Genomic DNA, 24,040 nt, shown 5'->3' with positions numbered 1-24,040 from the left:
AGGCACACCGTGAGAATCCGCAAGCTCACCTCGGCGGCCGTGGGTACGGCGGTGGTCGCGCTGCTGGCCACGGCCTGCGGCGGCGGCAGCACCGGCGACGGCGACCCCACCGCCTCGTCCGGCGGCGGCGTCGGGACCGAGACCCTGACCGTCGGCATGCCCAACGGCGTGCAGACCGAGAACCAGAACCCGCTCACCTCGGCGTCGTCGTCCGCGATGTCGCTCGGCTACGCGTTCGTCATCTACGAGCCGCTGATGATGCGGAACCAGGCGAAGCCGTCCGAGGAGCCCGAGCCCTGGCTGGCCGAGAGCATCGAGTGGAACGAGGACTACACCGAGGCCGTGATCACGCCGCGCTCCGGCGTGACGTGGTCCGACGGCGAGGACTTCACGGCCGACGACGTCGCGTTCTCGATCCAGCTCCGGATCGACCACGAGGCGCTCAACACCGCGGCCCTGCCGTACGACAAGGTCGCCACGGACGGCACGACCGTCACGGTGTCGTTCACCGCCTCGCAGTACGTCAACCAGTCCAAGCTGCAGGACCTGCTCATGCTGCCGGAGCACCTGTGGTCCGAGGTCGAGGACCCGACGACCTTCACCAACACCGAGCCGGTGGGCACCGGCCCGTACACGCTGGAGTCGTGGACGCCGCAGGCCGCCACCGTCGTCGCGCGCGACGACTACTGGGGCGGCCAGCCGAAGGTCCCCGAGATCCGCTACTCCTCGTACAACGACAACAACGCCCTGACCACCGCCCTCACCACCGGCGAGGCGCAGTGGGGCTGGACGTTCATCGCCGACTACGAGAACGTCTACATCGCCGCGGACCCGGAGCACTACCACCAGTACGCCGCGGCCGGCCTCGGCATCGACGCGCTGTTCCTCAACAACGAGACCAAGCCGTTCGACGACCTGGCCTTCCGCCAGGCGCTGAACATGGTGATCGACCGCCAGGAGCTCGTCGACGTCGCGACCTCGGGCGTCAACCCGCCGCTGACGAACGTCACCGGCCTGCCCCTGCCCGCCGGCGACGCGTTCCTCTCCGAGGCGTACGCGGGGCAGGACTTCGCCGTGGACGTCGACGGGGCCAAGGCGCTGCTCACCGACGCCGGCTACACCTGGGAGGGCGAGACCCTCATGGACCCGGACGGCGAGAAGGTCACGTTCGAGCTCACGAACCCCGCGGGCTGGAACGACTACCTCACCGCGCTCGACCTCATCAAGAACGCCGCGAGCCAGCTCGGCGCCGAGGCCACGGTCCAGCCGGTCAACCAGGACGGCTGGTTCGCCGACGTCATCCCGCCGGGCAACTTCCAGGCCACGCTGCACTGGACCGACGGCGGCGCCACCCCGTGGGACATGTACTCCGACATGTTCGACGGCGCGCAGTACCAGCCGCTCGACAAGCCGGCGACGTGGAACTTCGGCCGCTTCCAGGACGAGGCGTCCACGACGGCGTTCGCGGACTACGCGGCCGCCACCGACGAGGCCGACCGGCAGGCCGCGATGGACGTCATCCAGAAGACGTTCGTCGAGCAGGTCCCGGCCATCGCCATCTGGTCCCGCCCCGCCACCGCGCAGTACTCGACCCAGAACTACGTCGGCTGGCCGAGCGAGGAGGACCCGTACAACCAGCCGCAGCCCACCGGGGTGCAGGCCGCCCAGATCGTCATGAACCTGGAGCCCGCGTCCTGATGAGCACCCACATCTCCGTCCCCGGGGCGCCCGCCGGCGCCCCGGGGACGGGCCCCCGGCCGGGCCCGTCCGAGCCGCCGGTCCTCGAGACCGTCGGCCTCACGAAGCACTACCCCGTCGGCTCCGGCGGACGGCGCGGCGCCGTCGTGCACGCCGTCGACGGCGTGGACCTGACCCTGCACCGTGGCCGCGTGGTCGCCCTCGTGGGCGAGTCCGGGTCCGGCAAGTCCACGATCGCGCGGCTGCTCGCCCAGCTGCAGCCCGCCACGGGCGGCCGCCTGATGCTGCACGGCGAGGACGCGACGGCCCGCGGTCGGCGGGCGTTCCGCCGCTACGTCCGCCGCGTGCAGATGATCTTCCAGGACCCGTTCGGGTCCCTGAACCCCGTGCACCCGGTGCGGTACACGCTCACGCGCGCCGTGCGGATCCACCAGGGCCGGCTGCGCGGAGACCGCCTCGAGTCCGCGCTGACGACGCTGCTCGAGCGGGTGCACCTGACCCCGGCCGAGCGGTACGTGGACAAGTACCCGCACGAGCTCTCGGGCGGGCAGCGGCAGCGCGTCGCCATCGCGCGGGCGCTCGCCGCCGACCCCGAGGTGCTGCTCGCCGACGAGCCGATCTCGATGCTCGACGTGTCGATCCGGCTCGGGATCCTCAACCTCCTGCAGGACCTGCGCGACCGGCTGCACCTGGCGATCCTCTACATCACCCACGACATCGCGTCCGCGCGGTACTTCGCCGACACGACGCTCGTCATGTACGCGGGCCGCGTCGTGGAGACCGGCGACAGCGAGTCCGTCACGCAGGACCCGAAGCACCCGTACACCCGGCTCCTCGTGGCGTCCGCGCCCGACCCGGAGAACCTCGTCGCGCGGGACCGGGCCGAGGCGCGCGGCGAGCCGCCGAGCCTCGTCGACCCGCCAGCCGGGTGCCGCTTCCACCCGCGCTGCCCGTTCGCGAACGCGCTGTGCCGCGCCGAGGTGCCGCCGCTGCTCGACGTCGGCACCGGGCCGGGCGGGGTGCGGCGCGAGGCCGCCTGCTGGGGGTTCTCCGACCGCGACGACGCCCCCGACGTGCCGGAGGTGAGCGCACCGTGAGGTTCTTCGCCCGCCGCGCGGCGTTCTACCTGTTCACCGCGTGGGCGGCCATCACCATCAACTTCGTCATCCCGCGCCTGCTTCCCGGCGACCCGGTCACCGCGCTGCTCGGGCGGATGCAGGGGCAGATCGACGCGGACGCCGAGCAGTCGCTGCGCGTGCTGTTCGGCCTCGACGCGGACCTGAGCGTCTGGCAGCAGTACGTCGAGTACTGGCGGCTGCTGCTGGCGGGCGACCTCGGGCTGAGCTTCACGCACTTCCCGACGCCGGTCGCCGACATCGTCGCGCAGGCGCTGCCGTGGACGATAGGCCTGGTCGGCATCTCGACGATCATCGCGTTCCTGCTCGGCACGGCGGTCGGCACCGGCATCGGCTGGCGCCGCGGCACCTGGGCCGACTCGCTGCTGCCGATCACGACCTTCTTCTCGGCCGTGCCGTACTTCTGGCTGGGGCTCATCGCCATCGCCGTCTTCGCCGTCAACCTCGGCTGGTTCCCGTCCAGCGGCAGCTACGACCGCGGCATGGTGCCGTCGATGAGCTGGGGCTTCGTCGGCTCGGTGATCTACTACGGCACCCTGCCGGCCCTGACCGTCGTCGTGTCGTCGGTCTCCGGCTGGATCCTCGGGATGCGCAACATGATGGTCACCGTCTCGAGCGAGGACTACGTCACCGTGGCGCACGCCAAGGGGCTGCCCGAGAAGGCCGTCGTGGTGGGCTACGCCGCGCGCAACGCGATCCTGCCGCAGGTCTCCAGCTTCGCCCTCGCCCTGGGCTTCGTCGTGGGCGGCACCCTCGTCATGGAGATGGTCTTCAGCTACCAGGGGATCGGCTACACGCTCTACGAAGCGGTCTCGACGCACGACTACCCGCTGATGCAGGGCTGCTTCCTCGTCATCACGCTGTCCGTGCTGGTCGCCAACCTCGTGGCCGACGTCGCGTACACGTTCCTCGACCCCCGCACCCGGCAGGAGGGCTGACATGGCCACCGGCACCACCGCGATCGAGGTCGCGGCTCCCACCGGGGCGGACGACGCCGGCCCGGGCGTCGCGCGCCCCGGGAAGCGGCCGCGGCTCGTCTTCCTGCGCAACGGCAAGGCCGTCACGGGACTCGCGATCCTCGCGGTCTTCGCGATCCTCGCGGTCGTCGGGCCTTGGATCGCCCCCTACGACCCCAACCAGGTCAGCACGGACCTGCTGCAGCCGCCGTCAGGCGCGCACTGGCTCGGCACCGACCACACGGGGCGCGACATCCTGTCGCAGCTCGTCGTGGGCACGCGGGGCGTGCTCGTCGTCGGCCTGATCGCCGGCCTCGCCGCGACGCTCATCGGCGTCGTCGTCGGCGTCACGGCGGGCTTCCTCGGCGGCCTCGGCGACGAGACGCTCTCGGCCGTGTCCAACGTGTTCCTCGTCATCCCGCAGCTGCCGCTCATCATCATCATCGCGGCGCAGCTGCCGAGCGCCGGCGGGGTGACGGTGGCGCTCGTCATCGGCGTCACCGGCTGGGCGTGGGGCGCTCGCGTGCTGCGCGCCCAGACCCTGTCGCTGCGCCGGCGCGACTTCGTCGAGGCGGCGCGGGCCGCCGGCGAGCGCACCTGGCGCATCGTGCTGGCGGAGGTGCTGCCGAACCTCACGGCGATCATCGCCGCCGGGTTCGTCGGCACGGTGATCTTCGCCGTCCTGAGCCAGGTGACCCTCGCATTCATCGGCATCACGCCGGTCAGCGACTGGAACTGGGGCACCATCCTGTTCTGGGCGCAGAACAACCTTGCGCTGCAGCGCGGTGCCTGGTGGTGGTTCGTGCCCGCCGGGCTGTGCATCGCGCTGCTCGGCATGGCGCTCACCCTCGTCAACTTCGGGATCGACGAGCTCGTCAACCCGCGCCTGCGCAGCACCGGCATGCACGCCCGCGCCCTGCGGCGCCGCCGGATCCGCCCCCGCGTCGGCTTCACGCCCGTGGTGCGCGAGAAGCCGGCCAGAGAGACGAAGGAGGCCCGGCCATGACCGAGCTGCTCAGCGCCCCCGGTGCCGCCGGACGCACCGGCGAGCCGGTGCTGGAGATCCGCGACCTGCGGGTGGACTACGGCTTCGGCGCCGACCCGACGCACGTGCTGCGCGGGGTGGACCTCACGCTGCATCGTGGCGAGGTGCTCGGGCTGGCCGGCGAGTCCGGCTGCGGCAAGTCGACCCTCGCGTACGCCGCCACGCGCCTGCTGCCGCCGCCGGGGCTCATCACCGGCGGCGAGGTGTGGCTCACGGACCGGGAGGGCCGCCGCGCGGACGTGCTCGGCCTGACCGACGCCGAGCTGCGTGCGGCCCGCTGGCGGGACGTCGCGATCGTGTTCCAGGGCGCGATGAGCTCGCTCAACCCCGTGTTCCGGATCGGTCGCCAGCTGGCCGACGGGATCCGGGCGCACCGGCCGGACCTTTCCCGGGCCGACCTCGAGGCGCGCTCGGCGGAGCTGCTGGAGATGGTCGGCATCTCGGCCGACCGGCTGCGGGCCTACCCGCACCAGCTGTCCGGCGGCATGCGCCAGCGCGTGATGATCGCGATGGCGCTCGCCCTGGAGCCGCAGGTGCTGCTCATGGACGAGCCCACCACCGCGCTGGACGTCGTCATGCAGCGCCAGATCCTCGAGCAGATCACGGAGCTGCGCGACCGCCTCGGGTTCTCGGTCGTCCTCATCACGCACGACGTGTCGCTGTTGGTGGAGGTCGCCGACCGCATCGCGATCATGTACGCCGGCGAGATCGTCGAGGAGGCGGCGGCGCACGACGTCTACCGGCGCCCGCGGCACCCCTACGCCCACGGGCTGCTCGGGTCGTTCCCGCCCCTGCACGGGCCGCGGCGCGAGCTGGCGGGGATCCCCGGCGCGCCGCCGGACCTGCAGCGGCTCGGCCCGGGCTGCCCGTTCGCGCCGCGCTGCCCGCACGCGATGGACGTGTGCGGCCGGGTGCGGCCCGAGCTGGGCGCGCCGCGCACGGGCGAGGCCGGCCGGGCGGTCGCGTGCCACCTGCACGACGACGGCCCCTCGGGCCCGGGCGGGCCACTCCCGCCCGAGCTCGCCCGGAGCTGACCGGATCGTCGACGAGTGGTCACGTCTGGTTTCTGCGCCGGCCGACCGCTATCTTTCACGCAGTCTCGACGAAGGGCGGCGGTGTGCAGGCGGACGTGGGTGTTCGACGGTGGGTGGCTGCGGTGGGCGCGATGCTCGCGCTCGCCCTGGCGTTGACGGGGTTGACGGTGGTCCCGTCGTCGGCCGCGGAGGCCGCCGACAGCACGGTCATCGCTCCAGGCGACCAGCGGTGGTGGACGGGCCAGGACATCGCCCTCGAAGTGAGCGTCACGCGTGACGGCTCCCCGGGCACCGGGTACGTCGGATGGTTGGAGGACGGCCGGGGCGCACTCCTGCGGCACGTGGCTCTGGTGGACGGGCGGGCCACGGTCGTGATCCCCAGTCGCTACTTCTCGGTCGGCACGCACGTCATCGAGGCGCGGCACCTCGACACGTCGTCGGGAGTCGACCCGCAGACCGGGCAGTGGCCGTACTACTCCACGGACTCGGTGACGATCGAGGTCGCCGAGCCTGCCCGCCCTGTCCTCGACGCGACGTCGTGGTACTACGGCGAGGAGCACCAGCTCCGCTTCGACGTCACCGGCACGGACCAGCCGCGCGAGGGCACGGTGACCGCATCCTTCGACGACGCCGAGCGGTCGGCGCCGTTGGTGGACGGCGTCGCCACGTTCGCGCTCGACGGCACGGAGGTGAGCGGGGGCGAGAATCTGAGATTCACCCACACGTCCGCCTCGGGAGCGCGCGTGTCGGCCTGGTCGTTCCAGGTCATGGCCGAGAGCAAGCCGATCACGCTGGAGGCCGACGTGCCCGCCGTCGCGCGCTACGGCTCTGACGTCGTCGTGCCGATCCGGGTGACCTCGCCGCTAGGGACCCCGACGGGTCGCGTGTTCGTCGAACGGGACGAGACGCTGGCGTCTGGCGTCCTGGTGGGCGGCAAGGCGACCCTGAAATTTCCCGCGAGCCGGCTCCCGTTCGGCAAGGGGCACGTGGCGGTGCGGTTCAACGGGCTGCCGGGCTACGAGCAGAAGGGTCGGTCCTTCGCCGTCGACGTCCGCCCCCGCGCCACCTCCGTCGCGGTGTCGACCCCGAAGGCGTGGACCTACGGGAAGTCGCGTCGGGTCTCGGTGACCGTCTCCTCGCCGAGCGGTACGCCGTCGGGTCGGGTCGAGCTGTGGCGGGGCGGCAGCAAGCTCCGCTCCGCCACCCTGACGCGAGGCAAGGCGTCGCTGCCGGTGTCGGGAACGCGCGTGCCCTCAGGGCGCCAGAGCCTGGTGGTCAAGTACGTCGGGCCGTCCACGTACGCGAGGTCGCAGCGCGCCTGGACCCAGAAGGTCGTCCAGGCACGGCCGGTGGTCACCTTCCGCATGGAGCGCACCTCGTTCCCGAGCAGCTGGCGGTCGACGCGATCGGTCGCCGCGACGGTCACCGTGCGGACGCCCGGGCTCCCGGAGCGCGGCCGCCTGTGCATCTGGTCCCGCAACCCGGTGAACTTCCACGGACGGTGGAGCGAGTGCTGGACCAACTGGTCGTGGAAGGTCACGGACGGGAAGCGGACGATCCGTGTCCCAGGTCGGTTGCTGCAGGGCAACGAGGGAAGGTCCTTCCTCAAGCTCCAGTACTTCCCGAGGAACGGCAACGTGCGCACCGTCTTCTCCCCCACGATCACCCTGCGGCACAACGCCCCGTGACCCGCGGTGCGCGGTGCGGGCTCGACCGCCGTGGACCGTGACTCTGTGCGGGAGCGAGGAGAGGTCCCCACGGGGTGTGTACGTTTCCGTCACACCCGGTGGGTAGCGTGATCCCCGTGCTCGCCGACACCCGCCCGCTGCCGACGTCGGTCCCGGACCCGGGGCCGTCGGGAGTCGGCGCGCCCATCCTCCCGGTCGGCGCGTGGCGGGGAACCCCGCGGCCCCGCGCGCGGACCGCGCCCCGCGTGGTGGCCGGCGTCGTCGCCCTGCTCGCGGCCGTCGGCGTCTGGCTGACCTGGCGGATCTTCGTCGCCACGCCCACCGGGCAGCGGGTCGACGAGCTCGCGTTCCTCGGCGCGACGCACGGACAGGGCCGGCTGTGGCAGGTCGCGGAGCCGGTGCTCGACGTCGTCTCCGTGGCGTTCGTCGTCGCCGGGGTCGGGGCCGCCGCGGGGGTCGCGGCGCTGCGCCGGCGCTGGGCGCTGGCGCTGCAGGTCGTGGTCCTGGTCGTCGGGGCGAACGTCACGACGCAGGTGCTCAAGCACGCCGTCCTGGACCGCCCCGAGCTGCTGCCCGGCTGGACCGGGCAGAACACCCTGCCCAGCGGGCACACCACGGTGGCGGCGTCGGTCGCGGCGGCGCTGCTGCTCGCCGCGCCACGGGCGTGGCGGCCGGTGGTCGCCGTGCTGGGCGCGGCGTACACGGGGATGACTGGCGTCTCGACGCTGGTGGGCCAGTGGCACCGGCCGTCGGACGTCGTCGCGGCCGTGCTCGTCGTGCTGGTGTGGGGCGCCGCGGTGTGCGCCCTGACGCCGCCGTCGTCCCTCGACGCCCCCCGGCGGCCCGGGGGGTCGACCGCGAGCCCCGGGTCGTTCGTCGTGGCCGGGCTGATGCTGCTCGCCGCGGCCGCCGGCGCGGTCGCGTCGCTGGCCACCATGGTGGGCCTGGCCCGGGCCGGCGCCACGGTGCCGGTGCTGTCGTCGGCCCCCGACCTCACCGCTTATGCCGCCGGCGCCGTCGGCGTGCTGAGTGTCACGGCCGCGGCGTTCGCGGTGCTGCTCGTGCTGCGCCAGCTCACCGCGCGGCCGGCCGTACAGCATCGGGAGCAGGGACACTAGCCCCTCGGTAGAGTTCCGCCCGCGGCCACCACCGGAACCATGTCGTGGAGGCATGTCGTACCGTGACATGACCGGTCCACCGGCAGCCCCTCGCACCACGGAAAGCAGGAACGGATGCCCCAGCCACGCAAGCTCGTGATCGTCGAGTCGCCGACCAAGGCTCGCAAGATCCAGGGCTACCTCGGCGACGACTACGAGGTCGAGGCGAGCGTCGGGCACATCCGCGACCTGCCGCAGCCGTCGGAGATGCCGGCGGACATGAAGAAGGGCCCGTACGGCAAGTTCGCGGTCGACGTCGACCACGGCTTCGACCCCTACTACGAGGTCCACGCGGACAAGAAGCAGAAGGTCCGTGAGCTGAAGAAGGCCCTCAAGGAGGCCGACGAGCTCTTCCTCGCCACGGACGAGGACCGCGAGGGCGAGGCCATCGCCTGGCACCTCATCCAGGAGCTCAAGCCCAAGGTGCCGGTCAAGCGGATGGTCTTCCACGAGATCACCCGCGAGGCGATCCAGCGGGCCCTGCAGAACACCCGCGAGCTCGACACCGACCTCGTCGACGCTCAGGAGACGCGCCGCATCCTCGACCGGCTCTACGGCTACGAGGTCTCGCCGGTGCTGTGGCGCAAGGTGCGCCAGGGCCTGTCGGCCGGCCGCGTGCAGTCCGTCGCGACGCGCCTCGTCGTCCAGCGCGAGCGGGAGCGCATGGCGTTCGTCTCGGCCGAGTACTGGGACGTCGCGGGCTCGTTCGCGCCGACCGGCGGCGACGACGCCGGCCAGTCCTTCCGCGCCCGGCTCACCGCGGTGGGCGCCGACCGCGTCGCCACGGGCCGCGACTTCGACGACCTCGGCCGGCTCAAGGTCCGCACGGGCGTCGCGACGCTGGACGAGGCGTCCGCCCGCGCCGTCGTCGCGGGCCTCGCGGACGCGGCGTTCGCCGTCCGCTCGCTCGAGACCAAGCCGTACTCGCGCAAGCCCGCGGCGCCGTTCACCACCTCCACGCTGCAGCAGGAGGCCGGTCGCAAGCTGCGCATGAGCTCGCGCCAGACGATGCGCACGGCCCAGGGCCTGTACGAGAACGGCTACATCACCTATATGCGGACGGACTCGCCGACGCTGTCGACGGAGGCCACCGACGCCGCCCGCCGCCAGGCGGCCGAGCTGTACGGGCCCGAGTACGTGCCGGGCGCCCCGCGGCTGTACGCCCCCAAGAACAAGGGCGCGCAGGAGGCGCACGAGGCGATCCGCCCCGCGGGCGACTCGTTCCGCACCCCGGCGCAGGTGGCGCGCGAGCTGTCGGGCGACCAGTTCCGCCTCTACGAGCTGATCTGGAAGCGCACGGTCGCCTCGCAGATGGCGGACGCCAAGGGCTCGACGGCGTCGGTGCGCCTGGCCGCCCCGCTGTCCGACGCCGCCGGCGACCTCGCCGGGCGCGACGCCGTCTTCGCGGCGTCGGGCACCGTCATCACGTTCCGCGGCTTCCTCGCCGCGTACGAGGAGAGCACCGACGTCGAGCCGGCCGGGGACGGCGAGAAGAGCGCGTCGGCCCGCGAGACCCGGCTGCCGCGCATGGCCGAGGGCGACGCGCTGCGCGGCGACGACCTCGCCGCCGACGGCCACGCCACGACACCGCCTGCCCGCTACACGGAGGCGTCGCTCGTCAAGGCGCTGGAGGAGCTCGGCATCGGCCGCCCCTCCACGTACGCGGCGACGATCTCGACCGTCCAGGACCGCGGCTACGTGCGCACCAAGGGGCAGGCGCTCGTGCCGACCTGGCTCGCGTTCGCCGTCATCCGGCTGCTCGAGGAGCACTTCCGCTGGCTGGTGGACTACGACTTCACCGCCGAGATGGAGGCGGACCTCGACCAGATCGCCGCCGGCGAGCGCGAGCGCGTCGCCTGGCTCACACGGTTCTACTTCGGCGACGGCACCGGCGAGGCCACGGGCTGGGGCCTGCGCGACATCGTCGCCAACCTCGGCGAGATCGACCCCGTCGCGATCAACTCGGTCGAGATCGGCGAGGGCATCCGGGTGCGGGTCGGGCGCTACGGCCCGTACGTCGAGGATCTCGGGGCCGAGGTCGCCGAGGGGCAGAACCCGCCGCGCGCGTCCATCCCGGACGACGTCGCGCCGGACGAGCTCTCCGTCGCCGTGGCGCGCGAGCTGCTCGCGGCCGGCGCCGACGACGGCAAGGAGCTCGGCACCGACCCGGCGACCGGGCACCCGATCGTCGCGAAGTCCGGCCGGTACGGCCCGTTCGTCACCGAGGTGCTGGACCTGCCGGAGATCGACCCGAGCCTGTCCGCGGCGGCGAAGAAGAAGGCGAAGGCCGCCCAGCCCAAGCCGCGCACCGGTTCCCTGCTGCAGTCGATGACGCTGGAGACGGTGACGCTCGAGGACGCGCTCAGGATCCTGTCGCTGCCGCGCGTCGTGGGCACGGACCCGGAGTCCGGCGACGAGATCACCGCGCAGAACGGCCGTTACGGCCCGTACCTCAAGAAGGGCACGGACTCGCGGACCATCGCGTCGGAGGAGCAGCTCTTCACGATCACGCTCGACGAGGCGCTGAAGATCTACGCCGAGCCGAAGCGCGGCCGGGGAGCGCGGGCCGCCACCCCGCCGCTGCGCGAGCTGGGTGACGACCCGACCAGCGGCAAGCCGATCGTCGTCAAGGACGGCCGGTTCGGCCCGTACGTCACCGACGGCGAGACCAACCGCACCCTGCCGCGCGACGTCACGCCGGAGAGCATCACGGCCGAGCACGCCGTCCAGCTGCTGGCGGAGAAGCGCGCGGCCGGCCCGGCCAAGAAGCGCCGCACGACGTCGACGGCCAAGACGACGGCGAAGAAGACCACGACCCGGAAGACGACCACCAAGAAGTAGCTCCCCCCGGGGGTGTTGTGAGCATGATTCTGGCCCACTTTCGAAACCGAAAGTGGGCCAGAATCATGCTCACAACACCCCGGGGAGCGGGCGAGGGCGGAGAGGCGACCCTAGTCGTCGCGCTCGACGAGGTAGGCGTGCCCGTCGGCCCGCACGACGCGCTGGTGCGCCCGGCGGAGGGCGGCCTCCTTGGCGAGGTCGTCGTCGCTCGGCGGGTTCGGGTCGTTGCGCAGGATGGACGCCGGGCCGAAGTACGGCAGGAAGCTCTCGGTGACCCGCATGCCCCACGTCCGGTCGTCGTCCTCGCGCCGTGCTCGCCGTCCCATGGGACTCCTCGCATTCCTTGGTGGACCAATAGTTGGTGCACCAAGGATACCTCTCGGACGTAGGCTGTGCGCATGGAGCTGCCCCCCGATCCTCTCCGGCTCGAGGTACAGGTCTGCTTCTCCCTCTCCGCGGCCGCGCGGGCGATGGTGTCCCTCTACAAGCCCGTCCTCGAACCGCTGGGCCTCACGCACCCGCAGTACCTCGTGATGCTCGGGCTGTGGCAGGACGACCGCGCCGGCCACCAGACGACCGTCACGGGCCTCGCGGCCCGCCTGCTGCTCGACGCCGGCACGCTGTCGCCGCTGCTGAAGCGCCTCGAGCGTCAGGGCCTGGTCGAGCGCCGCCGGGCATCGGCGGACGGGCGGGTCGTGGAGCTGCACCTCACCGACGCGGGGCGCGGGCTCCGGGCCGAGGCCGAGAAGGTCCCCGCCGCTGTCGTCGAGGCGAGCGGCCTGACCCTGGCGGAGCTCGACGCGGCGCGCGTCGCGACCGACCGGGTCGTCGCCGCGGCGCAGCGTGCCCACCGCGGCGGGCCCGTGGCCGCGGACGAGCCCGCGGCACGGTGACGCGCGCCGGCGTCGCCGCTACCGTGTGCCCATGACCGACGACACCCCCGCCACGTTCGCGCCCGGCCTGACCGCCGACGACCTGGCGGGCACCGTCCCTGACCCGCGGACCGCACCCGCCGTGCGGTGGGGCGTGCTCGGTGCCGGCAACATCGCCGGCTCGTTCGCGGACGGGGTGCGCGAGCACACCGCCGCGTCGGTCGTCGCCGTCGGCTCGCGCGACGCGACCAAGGCGCAGCTCTTCGCGGACGCGCACGCGCCGCAGGCCCGCGCCCACGGCGGCTACGAGGCCCTGGTCGCCGACCCCGACGTCGACGTCGTCTACGTCGCGACGCCGCACTCCCACCACCACGAGCACGCGCTGCTCGCGATCCGCGCCGGCAAGCACGTGCTCGTCGAGAAGGCGTTCACCCAGGACGCCGCGCAGGCGCGGGAGGTGCTCGACGCCGCGCGCGACGCCGGCGTCTTCGTCATGGAGGCGATGTGGACGCGCTTCCTGCCGCACGTCGCGGCGATCCGGGGCGTCGTCGCGCGGGGCGAGATCGGGCGCGTCGTCAGCGTCCTCGCCGACCACGGCCAGTACTTCCCCCTCGCCCCGGAGCACCGGCTCTACGCGCCGGCGCTCGCGGGCGGCGCCATGCTGGACCTCGGCGTCTACCCGGTGTCGTTCGCCCACGACCTGCTCGGCGCCCCCGAGAGCATCACCGCCGTCGGGGCGCTCACCGAGACGGGCGTCGACGGTCAGGTCGGCATGGTGCTCGGCTACCCGGAGGGGGTGCAGGCGACGCTCTCGACGACGCTCTGGTCGCGCACCGCCACCACGGCCGTGATCGGCGGCACCGGCGGCCGCATCGAGGTCGCCGGCGCGTTCTACGGGCCGACGTCGTTCCGCGTCGTGCGGCACGACGGCGCGACGTGGACGTACGACGGGTTCCGCGGCGAGGGCAAGCAGTACCAGGCCGCCGAGGTGGCGCGCCGGGTCGCGGCGGGCGAGACGCAGAGCCCGCGCATGTCGTGGGGCGGCACGCTCGAGGTGATGGACACGCTCGACGAGGTGCGGCGTCAGGTGGGCGTGGTCTACCCAGGGGAGTGACCCGCAGGCTCGACCGGGGTCAGCGCGAGAGGCGGCGGCCGCTGACCTCGGCCGGGGCGATCCGCACCCACACGTTCTTGCCGTCCTGGAGGTAGCTGCGCAGGCCGGTGGCCTCCGCGGCCGCGAGGTCGGCGTCGTGGTCCAGGATCTCGGCCGTGCCCTTGAGCACGACGCTGCGCGCGACGTCGGGGCCCCACTCGTCGGCCTCGAACGCGACGTGCGAGTTGACAGCGATCTCCACGAGCTTGGTGCCGGGCCGGGTCTTGAGGTACACCTGCCGCTCGGCGACCGCGAAGTTCACGGGGAAGATCTCGGGATCGCCGCCCACCGCCGTCGCCAGCCGGCCGACGGTCTGGCCCTCCAAGAACTCCCAGCACTCGTCCTCGGTGAGGATCGTGGTGGGCCGGTCGGGCGTCTGCGCGGACATGTGACCTCCAGGGCGGTCGTGCGTGGGGGCCGGTCGTGGGCCGGCCCCTCGTGTCCTCCCATCGTCTCGCCGCCCGTGGCCCGGCGCGCGCCGGTCGGGTGTGACGTGCGCCCGCCCGGCGGCGCGCTCAGGCGGGGACGGTCCGGGCGCAGCGGGTCGACTGCCGGACGACCAGGGAGGGCAGCGGCTCCTCGACGTCGCCGTCGGCGCCCGCGAGGACCTCGAGCAGCCGCCGCGCCGCATGGGCACCCAGGGTGAAGGGGTCGCGGTCCAGCGCGGTGAGGGCGGGGTCGATTGCCCGCGCGACCGGGCTGTCCTCCCAGACGACGACGCACGCGTCGTCGGGGACGCGCAGGCCCGCCTGGGTCAGCGAGTGCATCCCCGCGAGCGCGAGGACCTCGTTGTCGAAGACGTACGCGTCGGGGCGCTGCTCGCCCTCGCACGACGCGGCCACGGCCCTTGCGGCGACGGCGGGGGCGAACCCGGTGTCGACGACCTCGGCGACGACTCCCGCACCCTCGGCGGCGCCGCGGAAGGCCGCCGCGCGCGCCGCGACGTGGCGCGCCGTGAGGTCGCCGCACAGGTGCACGACGTGCCGGTGGCCGGTGTCGATGAGATGGGCGACGACCCGCTCCATCGCGGCGCCGTCGTCGATCGTCACCGCCGGCCTGCGGTGCTCGGGGTCGGCGACGCCCACGAGGACGGCCGGGAGGTCGAGCTGCTCCAGGGCGGCGGGCCGGGGGTCGTCGGTGTGCAGGTCGACGACGAGGACCCCGTCGACGCGGGCCGCGGTGCTCCAGCCGCGGTACGTCGCGACCTCCTCGTCGAGGGACGCGACGATCTGCAGGAGCAGGCCGTAGTGCCGGGGGGAGAGCTCGTCCTGGATGCCGGCGAGCAGGCGCAGGAAGAAGGACTCGGACCCGATCTCCTGGGTCCCGCGGGCGATGACCAGGCCGATGGTCGAGGTCCCGGCCCCCGACAAGGTCCGCGCCGCGTGGTTGGGCCGCCACTCGAGCGCCTCGGCGACCTCCAGGACGCGGGCGCGGGTGGCGTCGGAGACGCCCGGGCGGCCGTTGAGGGCGAACGAGGCCGCGCTCTCGGAGACGCCGGCCCGGCTGGCGACGTCCTTGAGCGTGATCCGCCGTGCCATGTCTGCTCCTCAAGCGCTTGATTTTTTCTGCCGTTCCACGGTCCTCGAATGTCGAGTGTAGACGTCTGCAACGCTTCTTCCCCTGGTCTTGACAGCGAAACTAAAGCGCCTTAGCGTCGGGCCCGCCCGCACGACGAAGGAGTTCGATGCACTCAACGACCACCCGCACGCAGGCGAGGGTCACCCGCGTCGTGCGGGACCGGATCGCCCCGTTCGTCCACCGCCCCGTGGCGGAGGTCGGGCTCCAGGCGTGGCCCGTCGACGGGGGACAGGGGGAGCCCGTCCCGGCGGCGCACGCCCTGGGGCTCCGCGCGGCCCCCGGCCGCGAGACGCCCGACTACCGGCCGTTCGCGGTGGGGCACGAGTGGGGCCCCGCGTGGGGAACCACCTGGTTCCGCATCACCGGGACGGTGCCCGCCGGCCTCGCGGACGGCGAGCGCGCCGAGCTCGTCGTCGACCTCGGGTGGGAGGACCACTCGGTCGGCTTCCAGTGCGAGGGCCTGGTGATGACCGCCGACGGCGCCGTGCTCAAGGCGCTCAACCCCAGGAACCGCTGGGTCGACCTGACGGCCGTCGCCGGCCCCGGGGAGAGCTTCGAGCTGTACCTCGAGGCGGCGTCGAACCCGCTCCTGCTCGACGTGCCGCCGTTCCGGCCCGTCACCGGCGGCGAGAAGGAGACCGCGGGCCCCGCGCCGGCCTACCGGCTCCGGCGCGCGGAGATCTGCGTGCTCGAGCGGGAGCTGCACGAGCTCGTGCTCGACCTCGAGGTCTCCGCGGGCGTCGCCGCCGAGCTGTCCGTCGACGAGCCCCGGCACCATCGCCTGCTGCGCGCGGTGGACCGCGCGCTGGACGAGATCGACCCGGAGGACCTCGCAGCCTCCGGGGCGCGCGCCCGCACGCACCTGCGCGAGGTGCTCGCGCGGCCGGCCCACGCCACCGCCCACCGCGCCACCGCCGTCGGCCACGCGCACATCGACTCCGCGTGGCTGTGGCCGGTCCGGGAGACCGCGCGCAAGGTGACGCGGACGGTCGCGAACACGCTGTCGCTGATGGACGAGCACGACGACTTCGTCTACGCGATGTCGTCCGCCCAGCAGTTCGCGTGGATCGAGGAGCACGCCCCCGAGGTCTTCGCGCGCGTCGTAGAGCGGGTCCGCGAGGGGCGCTTCGTCCCCGTCGGCGGCATGTGGGTCGAGTCCGACGTCACCATGCCGTCGGGCGAGTCGCTGGTCCGGCAGATCCTGCACGGCCAGCGGTACATGCGCGAGCGGTTCGGCGCCTACAACAGGATCCTCTGGCTGCCCGACTCCTTCGGCTACTCCGGGGCGCTGCCCCAGCTCGCCCGGCTGGGCGGGTTCGACTCGTTCCTCACGCAGAAGATCTCGTGGAACGACACGAACGACTTCCCGCACCACACCTTCTGGTGGGAGGGGATCGACGGCACGCGGCTCCTCACGCACTTCCCGCCCGTGGACACCTACGGCGCCGAGGTGACGCCGCGCGAGCTCGCGCACGCCGTGCGCAACTTCCGCGACAAGGAGCTCTCCGACCACTCCCTGGTCCCGTTCGGCTACGGCGACGGCGGCGGCGGCCCGACGCGCGAGATGCTCGGGCGCGTCGAGCGCATGGCCGACCTCGAGGGGGTGGCGCGGGTCGAGCAGCGCCGGCCGGACGAGTTCTTCGCCGACCTGCACGCCGAGACGACCTCGGAGACCCCGGTCTGGCGCGGGGAGCTCGCGCTCGAGCTGCACCGGGCCACCTTCACGACCCAGGTCGCGATGAAGCAGGGCAACCGGCGCAGCGAGAACCTCCTGCGTGAGGTCGAGGCCCGCGCGGTGCGGGCCATGCTCGCGGGCGCCCCCTACCCGTACGACGAGCTGGCGTCGCTGTGGCAGCGCGTGCTGCTCCACCAGTTCCACGACATCCTGCCGGGGACGTCGATCTCCTGGGTGCACCGGGAGGCGCGGGCGACATACGCGGCCGTCGAGGCCGAGGCGCGCGCTCTCGCAGACGCGGCCGACGCCGCGGTCGCCGCGGCGGAGCCCGCCGCGGTGGAGCCCGCCGCGGTGGAGCCCGCCACGCCCACCGCCGAGGTGCGGGTCGACGCGGACGCCCGCACCGTCGAGTCCGCCGACGTCTCGCTCCGGCTCGACGCGGGCGGCGCCGTCGTCTCCTGGGTGGACGCCGCGACGGGCCGCGAGGTCGTCCCCGCAGGCGCGCGGCTCGGCGAGCTGCGGCTGCTGCGCGACCAGCCGGTGCTCTGGGACGCGTGGGACGTCGACCGCGGCGCGCGCCGGACGGCGCAGGCCCTGGACGGGCCGTGCGAGTGGGAGGTCGTCCGCTCCGCGGGGCGCGCGGGCCTGGCGGTGACGCGGTCGTTCGGACGCTCCGTCGTGCGGACGTCGTACGCCCTCGTCCCGGGCCGCCGCGAGGTCGAGGTCGAGGTCGACGTCGACTGGCACGAGTCCGAGCGCCTGCTCACGGTCGGCTTCCCCGTCGACGTCGCGGCCCGCACGGCGCGTTTCGAGACCCAGTTCGGCTACGTCGAGCGTGCGGTGCACGAGAACACCTCGTGGGACTGGGCCCAGTACGAGACCTGCGCGCACCGGTACGTCCACGTCTCGGAGCCCGGGTTCGGCGTCGCCGTCGTCAACGACGGGAGCTACGGCCACGAGGTCGCGGCCCGCGACGGCGGTGGCGTGGAGGTCGCCGCGTCGGTCGTGCGCGCGCCGCACTACCCCGACCCGGCGACCGACCAGGGCCGGCACCGCAAGCGGTGGGTCCTGGCCGTCGCCGACGACCTCGGGATCGTCACCGAGACGGCCGCGCGCGTGAACCGCGTGCTCGCCCCCGTCGACTCCCCGGTCGGGCTCGAGGTCGACGAGGGCGTCGCCGTGCTGGACACCGTCAAGGCCGCGGAGGACCGCTCGGGCGACGTGGTCGTCCGGCTGTACGAGGCGGCCGGCGGGCGCGCCCGCGCGCGCCTCGTCCCGGGGCCGCTGCTCGGTGCCGACGTCTCGGTCCGCGTCGTCGACCTGCTCGAGGACGACCTCGGCGCCGACCTCGCCGACGACCGGTCGCTCGTCTCCGGGCAGGGGGCGGTCGCGGTCGAGCTCCGCCCGTTCCAGGTGCTGACGCTCCGGCTGTCGCGCACCCGCGCCGGCGACGCCCCGGGGGCGCCCCGCCCCCACTGACCTGTCCGTACCGGGCACGACCTGCCCGGTACGGGCACGACATGCACAGCGTGGTGTAGCTGTGATCCACCGACGAAAGGTTGAATCACACATGTCCTCGACCGACCTCACCCCCGGCCCTTCGCGCCGCACGGTCCTCACCGTCGGCGGGCTGGGGCTCGGCGCTCTCCTGGCGGGCGTGAGCCCCGCCGTCGCCTTCGCGGACGCCACGGGCGCGGCGGACGCCGGCTTCCCCGTGCCCGACTCGGCGGGGATCCCGCCCGGTCCGGCGCCGTTCGGGTGGAACCCGACGGACCTCCTCGAGTTCGACCCGGCGACGCACCCGTGGGCGCGCCACCTGCGCTGCCTCGTGCCGCGGGCGGAGCGGATCGAGCCGTTCGCGCCGACGCAGGCGCACCCGGACCTGGACCCCGCCGTCCAGCTCTCGACCCTGACGCGCTACTACTCCGGCGCGACCTACGGCGTCCGGCCGCAGCCCATCGGGCTGGAGCCGTGGGCGTACACCCAGCGCTACTGGCAGTACATCGACGTGTGGGGGACCTGGCACGGGATCGTGTCCCACCTGACGCCGGACGAGCTCGTCTCCCAGCCGTCGGGCACGCCCGGCCGCATCGGTGCCGTCATCGACCTGCCCGACCCGCAGTGGGTGGAGGCCGCCCATCTCAACGGCGCGAAGGCGATCGGCGGCTGGTTCTGGCCGCGCGGCGGCGTGGACTTCGACGGCTTCCTCGTCCGCCGCGAGGACGGCTCGTTCCCGGTCGGGGACAAGCTCGTCGAGATCCGGAGGTACTTCGGCTTCGACGGCCTGTTCATCAACCAGGAGGCCCGCATCACGGCCGATCAGGTCGCGCGGCTCAAGGCCCTGTTCGCCTACGTCAAGCGGATCGACCCCGACTTCTACCTGCAGTACTACGACGCGGTCCTCCCGGACAGCGGCAGCCTCTCCTACCAGAACGAGCTCAACGACCGGAACGCGCCGTGGCTCGGCACCCCGGACGAGCCGATCATGGACTCGATCTTCATCAACTACGGCTGGTACTCCTGGCAGGACCCCGACCTCTCCACGAGCCGTGCGACCGCCGAGCGGCACGGGTTCGACCCGCGCCAGGTGGCGTTCGCGGGGATCGAGCACCAGAAGGGCGTTTTCAACCCGAGCGAGCGCTTCGGCGCCGTGGCGGGCCCGGGGGTCCCGGCGCCCGTGTCGGTGGGGCTGTTCGTCGACAACACGTTCTGGTGGACGAAGTCCCGCGACGGGGAGGCCGCGACCGTCGAGGGCCGCGCCGGGCTGCGCGCCGTCGAGCAGCACTTCTGGTCGGGACCGACGGGGGACCCCAGCACGTCGGGCCGCCGCGTCCCGTTCTCGTCGGGCCGTCAGGACATCTGGAACCACGACCGCTTCGACGGCATCGCCCACTGGATCTCGGAGCGTTCCCCCTTCGGCGAGCTGCCCGTCGTGTCGTCGTTCAACATCGGCTCGGGCGCGGCGTTCTGGCTCGACGGCGAGCAGGTGGGCGACCGCGGGTGGAACAACCAGGGCTGCGCCGACCGGGCACTGAGCTGGCAGTTCTGGACCGAGGGCGACCTGTCCGTCGAGCTGGACGAGACCGTCGCCTACGAGGGCGGGCACAGCCTCGCCGTGTCCGGGGCCGGGGTGCTGCACCTCTTCAAGACCGACCTCACCGCGGACGGGCGGATGCGCGCCCAGGTCGTGGCCCAGGGCCTCGAGTCCGCCGAGCTGGGGATCACCTGGCGGGACGCCCCGGACGACGTCGACTGGCATCCGCTGGACGCCGAGCGGGGCGATACCTGGGACGTCTGGGGGACGTCCGTGGCGGTGCGCGGCCGCCGGGTCGCGCGCGTCTCGCTGCGGGTGCGTGGCGAGGGCCGCCTGGGCAAGGTCGCGCTCCTCCCGCAGCTGCCCGGTCGTCGGCCGGAGCGGGTCACCGGACTGAGCGTGACCGACGCGGGCGACTGGAAGGCCCTGCCGGGCACGCGCCACCTGGCGCTCGAGTGGAGCCTGTCGGAGGGGGCCGACCTCTACGACGTCCTGCAGCACGGCGACGCCGGGGCCACGTGGCTCGGCCGGGTCCGTCGGGACGCCTTCTTCGCGGAGTCCGTCGACCTGGGGCGGGGGCGCACCTTCTCGGTCCGCCCGACCGGCGCCGACGGTCGTCGGGGAGCGCCCGCCGTCGCGACGCTGCGGTGACCGAGCGACACCGTCGGCAGGAGGGCCCGCGCCGGTCCGGGTGACGGGCGGGTCGTGTCACGGGGCCGGCAGCCGTCGGCCCCGACGCAGAAGGAATCGAAGGAGATGACCTGTGCGAAGTATTTCCCGAGGGCTCGCGGCGACCGTGGCCATGACGGCGACGCTGCTGGCTGGCGGCTCGGTCGCGGCAGCCGCCGCCCCAGAACCGGTCGACGAGACGACGACCGGCACCGCCGCGCAGTGCGCCGACGACCCGCTGATGATGGCGTACTACCGCACGTGGCGGGACGTGACGGTGCCCCCCGGGGGCAACGGGCTCGTCAACCAGTCGGTCATGAGCGACCTGCCCGCGGGCGTCGACGTGGCGTTCGTCTTCGAGGCGTGGGGCGCGATGGAGAACGGGTACGGCGACGCCCTTCGCGACGAGTACGTGCCCGCCCTCCACGCGCAGGGCACGCAGGTGGTACGCACGCTGCACGTGGGCGAGCTCCTCGACCTCCCGGTCCAGGACGACGCGGCCGGCTACGACCGGCTGGCCCGGCAGCTCATCGCCGAGTACGTCACGCCTGCCGACCTGGACGGCCTCGACGTCGACGTCGAGCAGGCGCTGAGCCCCGCGGAGCTGGACCACGTGGCGGGGATCTTCGAGGCGCTCTCGACGTACCTGGGCCCGGAGTCGGGCACGGACGACCTGCTGATCTACGACACGAACCAGAGCGGCAACCACCCGCTCGTGCCCCGCGTGGCGCCGCTGGTCTCGTACGTGCTCGTGCAGTCCTACGGGCGCGACGTCCGCGGGCTCCAGGCCACCTGGGAGACGTTCGCCCCGTACATCAGCTCGTGCCAGTACCTGATCGGGTTCTCCTTCTACGAGGAGCGGGGTCACCGCTGGGGCGACACCGAGCCGGACTTCGGCGAGAGCCGTGCCTTCGCCTACGCCAAGTGGCAGCCGGAGGGCGGCACCAAGGGAGGAATCTTCTCCTACGCGGTCGATCGCGACGGCAAGGACGAGGGCGACGACACGCTCAGCAGCTCGTCCTACTCGTGGACGAAGCGGCTGAGCAACGTCCAGGACGCCTGGGGCCGTTGACGCCACTGCCTGTCGAGGGGCGGACGTCCGGTTCCGGACGTCCGCCCCGGGTACCGTTTCGACCTGGTCCATGTCGTCAACGAGGAGGCACAGGGTCCCGTGAGCGCCCCGAACATCATCCTGATCTGCGTCGACCAGTGGCGCGGCGACTGCCTGTCCGCCGCCGGGCACCCGCACGTCCGCACGCCGCACCTCGACCAGCTCGCGTCCGGCGGGACGCGGTTCTCGGCCGCGTACTCGGCGACGCCGACCTGCGTCCCCGCGCGCGTCGCCTTCTTCACGGGTCAGTCCCAGGAGCGGCACGGCCGCGTCGGGTACGTGGAGGGCGTGCCGTTCGAGGAGGCCCACCCGGTGACGCTGGCCGGCGAGCTCCGCAAGGGTGGGTACCAGACCCAGGCGATCGGGAAGATGCACGTCTGGCCCGAGCGTGCCCGCGCCGGCTTCGATGACGTCGTCCTCCACGACGGGTTCCTCGGCTTCGCCCGGCGCCAGGGCGGGCGGGACGTCGCGTACTACGACGACTACGTCCCGTGGCTCCGGCGGCAGCCCGGGGCGAGCCCGGACGAGGACCACGTCGACCACGGCGTGAGCTGCAACTCGGTGGTGGCCCGGCCCTGGGACAAGCCCGAGCACCTGCACCCGACGAGCTGGGTCGGGACCCAGACCAAGGAGTGGCTGTACCGGCGCGACCCGACGCGGCCGTTCTTCCTGTACCTGTCGTTCCACCGGCCCCACCCGCCCTACGACCCACCCGCGTGGGCGTTCGACGACTACCTGGACCTGCCGCCGTACGAGCCGGTCGTGGGCGACTGGGTGGACGACTACGCGGCCTACGGCGCCGACGGCGACCACGAGGCGTTCGTGGGGCGGATGGACCCGCGCTCGCTGCACCGGGCGCGGGCCGGGTACTACGGCCACATGTCCCACATCGACCTGCAGATCAACCGGATCCGGACGGTGCTCGCGGACTTCGGGCTGGACGACGACACGATCGTCTGCTTCACGTCCGATCACGGCGAGATGCTCGGTGAGCACCACATGTTCCGGAAGGGCTTCGGCTTCGAGGGGTCGGCGCGCGTGCCCCTGCTCTTCGGCTCGCTCCCGGAAGGTTTCGCGAGCTCGAACGTCGTGGACGAGCCGGTCGAGCTGCGCGACGTCATGCCGACGCTGCTCGACCTGGCAGGGTTGCCTGTCCCCGAGGAGTGCGACGGCCGCAGCCTCGTCCCCCTGCTGCGCGGCGAGGAGGCGGACGACTGGCGACCGTTGATCCACGGGGAGCACGTGCTGCTCGGGCAGTCGCTCCAGTGGGTGACGGACGGACGGACCAAGTACCTGTGGATGTCGGGGGACGGGCACGAGCAGCTCTTCGACCTCGGGGCCGACCCGCACGAGGAGCACAACCTGGCGCACGACCCGGCGTCGCGGGACCTCCTCGAGACCTGGCGCGGCCACCTGGCCGAGGCCCTCGAAGGCCGCGAGGAGGGCTTCGTGTCGGGCGGCCGGCTGGTGACCGGCCGTCCGGTGGTGAACATCCTGCGGCACACCCGCGAGCGGCTTGCAGCCGCCGGGACCGCCTGACTACCGTTCTCCGGACCGCAGTGCCCGGGGCGGCGCCCCGAGCTGCGACCGGCAGAACTTGTTGAACGCCTGCAGGTCGGGGATGCCGACGGTCGCCGCCACCGAGCTGATCGGCTGGAGGGTGTCGCGGAGCAGGTGCCGCGCCCGGTCGGCCCGCTTTCTCCGGACGTAGCGGGACACGCTGATCCCGAACGCCCCGACGAAGAGGCGGTTGAGGTGGCTCGTCGACGCCAGCGCGACCCGGGCGACCTCGTCGACGCGGAGCGTCGCGTGCAGGTGCCGATCGATGTGGTCGACGGCCGCCAGCACCGCCGGGTGCTGCCTCTCGGTCGACGCGTCCGTTGCCGAGGGCCGGGTCGCCGCCGCCCACAGCACCGACCACACCTCGGCCGCCCTGTGGCCCGGATCGACCGCCGTGCTCGCCGCGACCAGCCGGGCACGCAGTCGCGGGGCGTCGGGACCCAGGCTCTGGACGGACGGGATCTCGCGGCGCGGCCCGGCCGCGGGAAGGCGGACGTGGGCGAAGACGTGCTGCGAGGGGCCGTTGTAGCGATAGGCCTCCAGCGTGCCGGGCGGGACGAGGGCCAGGTCGCCCGGCCTGATCCGGTGCAGCCGGTCGCCGATCTTCAGCTCACCGGCCCAGTCGTAGATGTGCAGCGAGTACAGCTCCGGCAGCAGGAAGCGTTCCTCCCGGTCGCTCAACCCGTGCACGGCGTGCCCGACGTCGACGACGACCGGCGGGTGCTGCAACGGCACGGCGAAAGACTGCAGGGCCGCCTCCTGAACGGGCATGGGCGATTCCTACCACGACGCGGTCGGCGTCGACCATCACGGCGCGGTACCGCCGTCCATAG

At 73.2% G+C, this 24,040-nt stretch carries 18 protein-coding genes; 14 read left to right on the top strand and 4 right to left on the bottom strand.

What is annotated here, in order from left to right; translation table 11 throughout:
* Positions 1–9 precede the first annotated feature (9 nt).
* From ABD254_RS06345 to topA, 8 genes are all read left to right on the top strand, one after another.
* Entirely contained in the window at positions 10–1,698 is a 1,689-nt protein-coding gene (locus ABD254_RS06345) for an ABC transporter substrate-binding protein (protein ID WP_344246728.1), read from the top strand.
* Positions 1,698–2,795, top strand: coding sequence for an ABC transporter ATP-binding protein (locus tag ABD254_RS06340; RefSeq protein ID WP_344246726.1), 1,098 nt, complete (start codon positions 1,698–1,700; stop codon positions 2,793–2,795). The genes ABD254_RS06345 and ABD254_RS06340 overlap by 1 nt, the downstream gene beginning before the upstream one ends.
* Entirely contained in the window at positions 2,792–3,772 is a 981-nt protein-coding gene (locus ABD254_RS06335) for an ABC transporter permease (protein WP_344246724.1), read from the top strand. Before ABD254_RS06340 ends, ABD254_RS06335 begins: the two co-directional genes overlap by 4 nt.
* A gap of 1 nt (position 3,773) precedes the next feature.
* Entirely contained in the window at positions 3,774–4,796 is a 1,023-nt protein-coding gene (locus ABD254_RS06330; RefSeq protein ID WP_344246722.1) for an ABC transporter permease, read from the top strand.
* Positions 4,793–5,869: an ABC transporter ATP-binding protein gene (locus ABD254_RS06325; protein WP_344246720.1), complete on the top strand. Its 1,077-nt coding sequence runs from the start codon at positions 4,793–4,795 to the stop codon at positions 5,867–5,869. Before ABD254_RS06330 ends, ABD254_RS06325 begins: the two co-directional genes overlap by 4 nt.
* Positions 5,870–6,000: 131 nt before the next feature.
* On the top strand, positions 6,001–7,557 hold the full coding sequence (locus tag ABD254_RS06320) for an Ig-like domain-containing protein (protein ID WP_344246718.1): 1,557 nt from the start codon (positions 6,001–6,003) through the stop codon (positions 7,555–7,557).
* 116 nt (positions 7,558–7,673) lie between these two features.
* Positions 7,674–8,675, top strand: coding sequence for a phosphatase PAP2 family protein (locus ABD254_RS06315; RefSeq protein WP_344246716.1), 1,002 nt, complete (start codon positions 7,674–7,676; stop codon positions 8,673–8,675).
* A 114-nt stretch (positions 8,676–8,789) separates the two neighbouring features.
* The gene (gene topA / locus ABD254_RS06310; protein WP_344246714.1) at positions 8,790–11,555 is read left to right on the top strand and encodes a type I DNA topoisomerase; all 2,766 of its coding nucleotides are present in this window, start codon (positions 8,790–8,792) and stop codon (positions 11,553–11,555) included.
* Positions 11,556–11,665: 110 nt separating this feature from the next.
* Here the strand turns inward: topA and ABD254_RS06305 are convergent, their stop codons facing one another.
* Entirely contained in the window at positions 11,666–11,881 is a 216-nt protein-coding gene (locus tag ABD254_RS06305; RefSeq protein ID WP_344246712.1) for a hypothetical protein, read from the bottom strand.
* A 72-nt stretch (positions 11,882–11,953) separates the two neighbouring features.
* Here ABD254_RS06305 and ABD254_RS06300 point away from each other — a divergent pair, with 72 nt between their 5' ends.
* On the top strand, positions 11,954–12,448 hold the full coding sequence (locus ABD254_RS06300; RefSeq protein WP_344246710.1) for a MarR family winged helix-turn-helix transcriptional regulator: 495 nt from the start codon (positions 11,954–11,956) through the stop codon (positions 12,446–12,448).
* 31 nt (positions 12,449–12,479) lie between these two features.
* The gene (locus ABD254_RS06295; protein ID WP_344246708.1) at positions 12,480–13,541 is read left to right on the top strand and encodes a Gfo/Idh/MocA family protein; all 1,062 of its coding nucleotides are present in this window, start codon (positions 12,480–12,482) and stop codon (positions 13,539–13,541) included.
* A gap of 19 nt (positions 13,542–13,560) precedes the next feature.
* On the opposite strand, the gene ABD254_RS06290 is transcribed toward ABD254_RS06295, so the two are convergent.
* Positions 13,561–13,968 (bottom strand): pyridoxamine 5'-phosphate oxidase family protein, encoded by a 408-nt coding sequence (locus ABD254_RS06290; RefSeq protein ID WP_344246706.1) that lies wholly within the window; start codon positions 13,966–13,968, stop codon positions 13,561–13,563.
* 127 nt (positions 13,969–14,095) lie between these two features.
* Positions 14,096–15,118, bottom strand: coding sequence for a LacI family DNA-binding transcriptional regulator (locus tag ABD254_RS06285; RefSeq protein WP_344246704.1), 1,023 nt, complete (start codon positions 15,116–15,118; stop codon positions 14,096–14,098).
* A gap of 146 nt (positions 15,119–15,264) precedes the next feature.
* Between ABD254_RS06285 and ABD254_RS06280 the strand changes: the two genes are divergently transcribed.
* The 4 genes from ABD254_RS06280 (at position 15,265) to ABD254_RS06265 (ending at position 23,186) form a co-directional block, all read left to right on the top strand.
* On the top strand, positions 15,265–18,312 hold the full coding sequence (locus tag ABD254_RS06280) for an alpha-mannosidase (protein WP_344246702.1): 3,048 nt from the start codon (positions 15,265–15,267) through the stop codon (positions 18,310–18,312).
* Positions 18,313–18,403: 91 nt separating this feature from the next.
* A complete protein-coding gene (locus ABD254_RS06275) occupies positions 18,404–20,518 on the top strand; it encodes an endo-beta-N-acetylglucosaminidase (RefSeq protein WP_344246700.1) in 2,115 nt (704 codons plus the stop codon).
* 112 nt (positions 20,519–20,630) lie between these two features.
* The gene (locus ABD254_RS06270) at positions 20,631–21,608 is read left to right on the top strand and encodes an EndoS/ChiA family endoglycosidase (RefSeq protein WP_344246698.1); all 978 of its coding nucleotides are present in this window, start codon (positions 20,631–20,633) and stop codon (positions 21,606–21,608) included.
* A 99-nt stretch (positions 21,609–21,707) separates the two neighbouring features.
* Positions 21,708–23,186 (top strand): arylsulfatase, encoded by a 1,479-nt coding sequence (locus ABD254_RS06265; RefSeq protein ID WP_344246696.1) that lies wholly within the window; start codon positions 21,708–21,710, stop codon positions 23,184–23,186.
* On the opposite strand, the gene ABD254_RS06260 is transcribed toward ABD254_RS06265, so the two are convergent.
* Positions 23,187–23,978 (bottom strand): AraC family transcriptional regulator, encoded by a 792-nt coding sequence (locus ABD254_RS06260; protein WP_344246694.1) that lies wholly within the window; start codon positions 23,976–23,978, stop codon positions 23,187–23,189.
* Positions 23,979–24,040 lie beyond the last annotated feature (62 nt).

Source organism: Isoptericola hypogeus (assembly GCF_039531145.1).
Classification (GTDB): Bacteria; Actinomycetota; Actinomycetes; order Actinomycetales; family Cellulomonadaceae; genus Isoptericola; species Isoptericola hypogeus.
The sequence above is the reverse complement of the archived record's forward strand: the minus strand, read 5'-3'. Positions and strand labels throughout refer to the sequence as shown.

Excerpts from the sequence above, each read along its gene's own strand:
- ABD254_RS06340 (WP_344246726.1), top strand. The coding sequence starts at position 1,698 with ATGAGCACCCACATCTCCGTCCCCGGGGCGCCCGCCGGCGCCCCGGGG.
- ABD254_RS06330 (WP_344246722.1), top strand. The coding sequence starts at position 3,774 with ATGGCCACCGGCACCACCGCGATCGAGGTCGCGGCTCCCACCGGGGCG.
- ABD254_RS06325 (WP_344246720.1), top strand. The coding sequence starts at position 4,793 with ATGACCGAGCTGCTCAGCGCCCCCGGTGCCGCCGGACGCACCGGCGAG.
- ABD254_RS06320 (WP_344246718.1), top strand. The coding sequence starts at position 6,001 with ATGCTCGCGCTCGCCCTGGCGTTGACGGGGTTGACGGTGGTCCCGTCG.
- topA (WP_344246714.1), top strand. The coding sequence starts at position 8,790 with ATGCCCCAGCCACGCAAGCTCGTGATCGTCGAGTCGCCGACCAAGGCT.
- ABD254_RS06305 (WP_344246712.1), bottom strand. The coding sequence starts at position 11,881 with ATGGGACGGCGAGCACGGCGCGAGGACGACGACCGGACGTGGGGCATG.
- ABD254_RS06300 (WP_344246710.1), top strand. The coding sequence starts at position 11,954 with ATGGAGCTGCCCCCCGATCCTCTCCGGCTCGAGGTACAGGTCTGCTTC.
- ABD254_RS06295 (WP_344246708.1), top strand. The coding sequence starts at position 12,480 with ATGACCGACGACACCCCCGCCACGTTCGCGCCCGGCCTGACCGCCGAC.
- ABD254_RS06290 (WP_344246706.1), bottom strand. The coding sequence starts at position 13,968 with ATGTCCGCGCAGACGCCCGACCGGCCCACCACGATCCTCACCGAGGAC.
- ABD254_RS06285 (WP_344246704.1), bottom strand. The coding sequence starts at position 15,118 with ATGGCACGGCGGATCACGCTCAAGGACGTCGCCAGCCGGGCCGGCGTC.
- ABD254_RS06280 (WP_344246702.1), top strand. The coding sequence starts at position 15,265 with ATGCACTCAACGACCACCCGCACGCAGGCGAGGGTCACCCGCGTCGTG.
- ABD254_RS06275 (WP_344246700.1), top strand. The coding sequence starts at position 18,404 with ATGTCCTCGACCGACCTCACCCCCGGCCCTTCGCGCCGCACGGTCCTC.
- ABD254_RS06260 (WP_344246694.1), bottom strand. The coding sequence starts at position 23,978 with ATGCCCGTTCAGGAGGCGGCCCTGCAGTCTTTCGCCGTGCCGTTGCAG.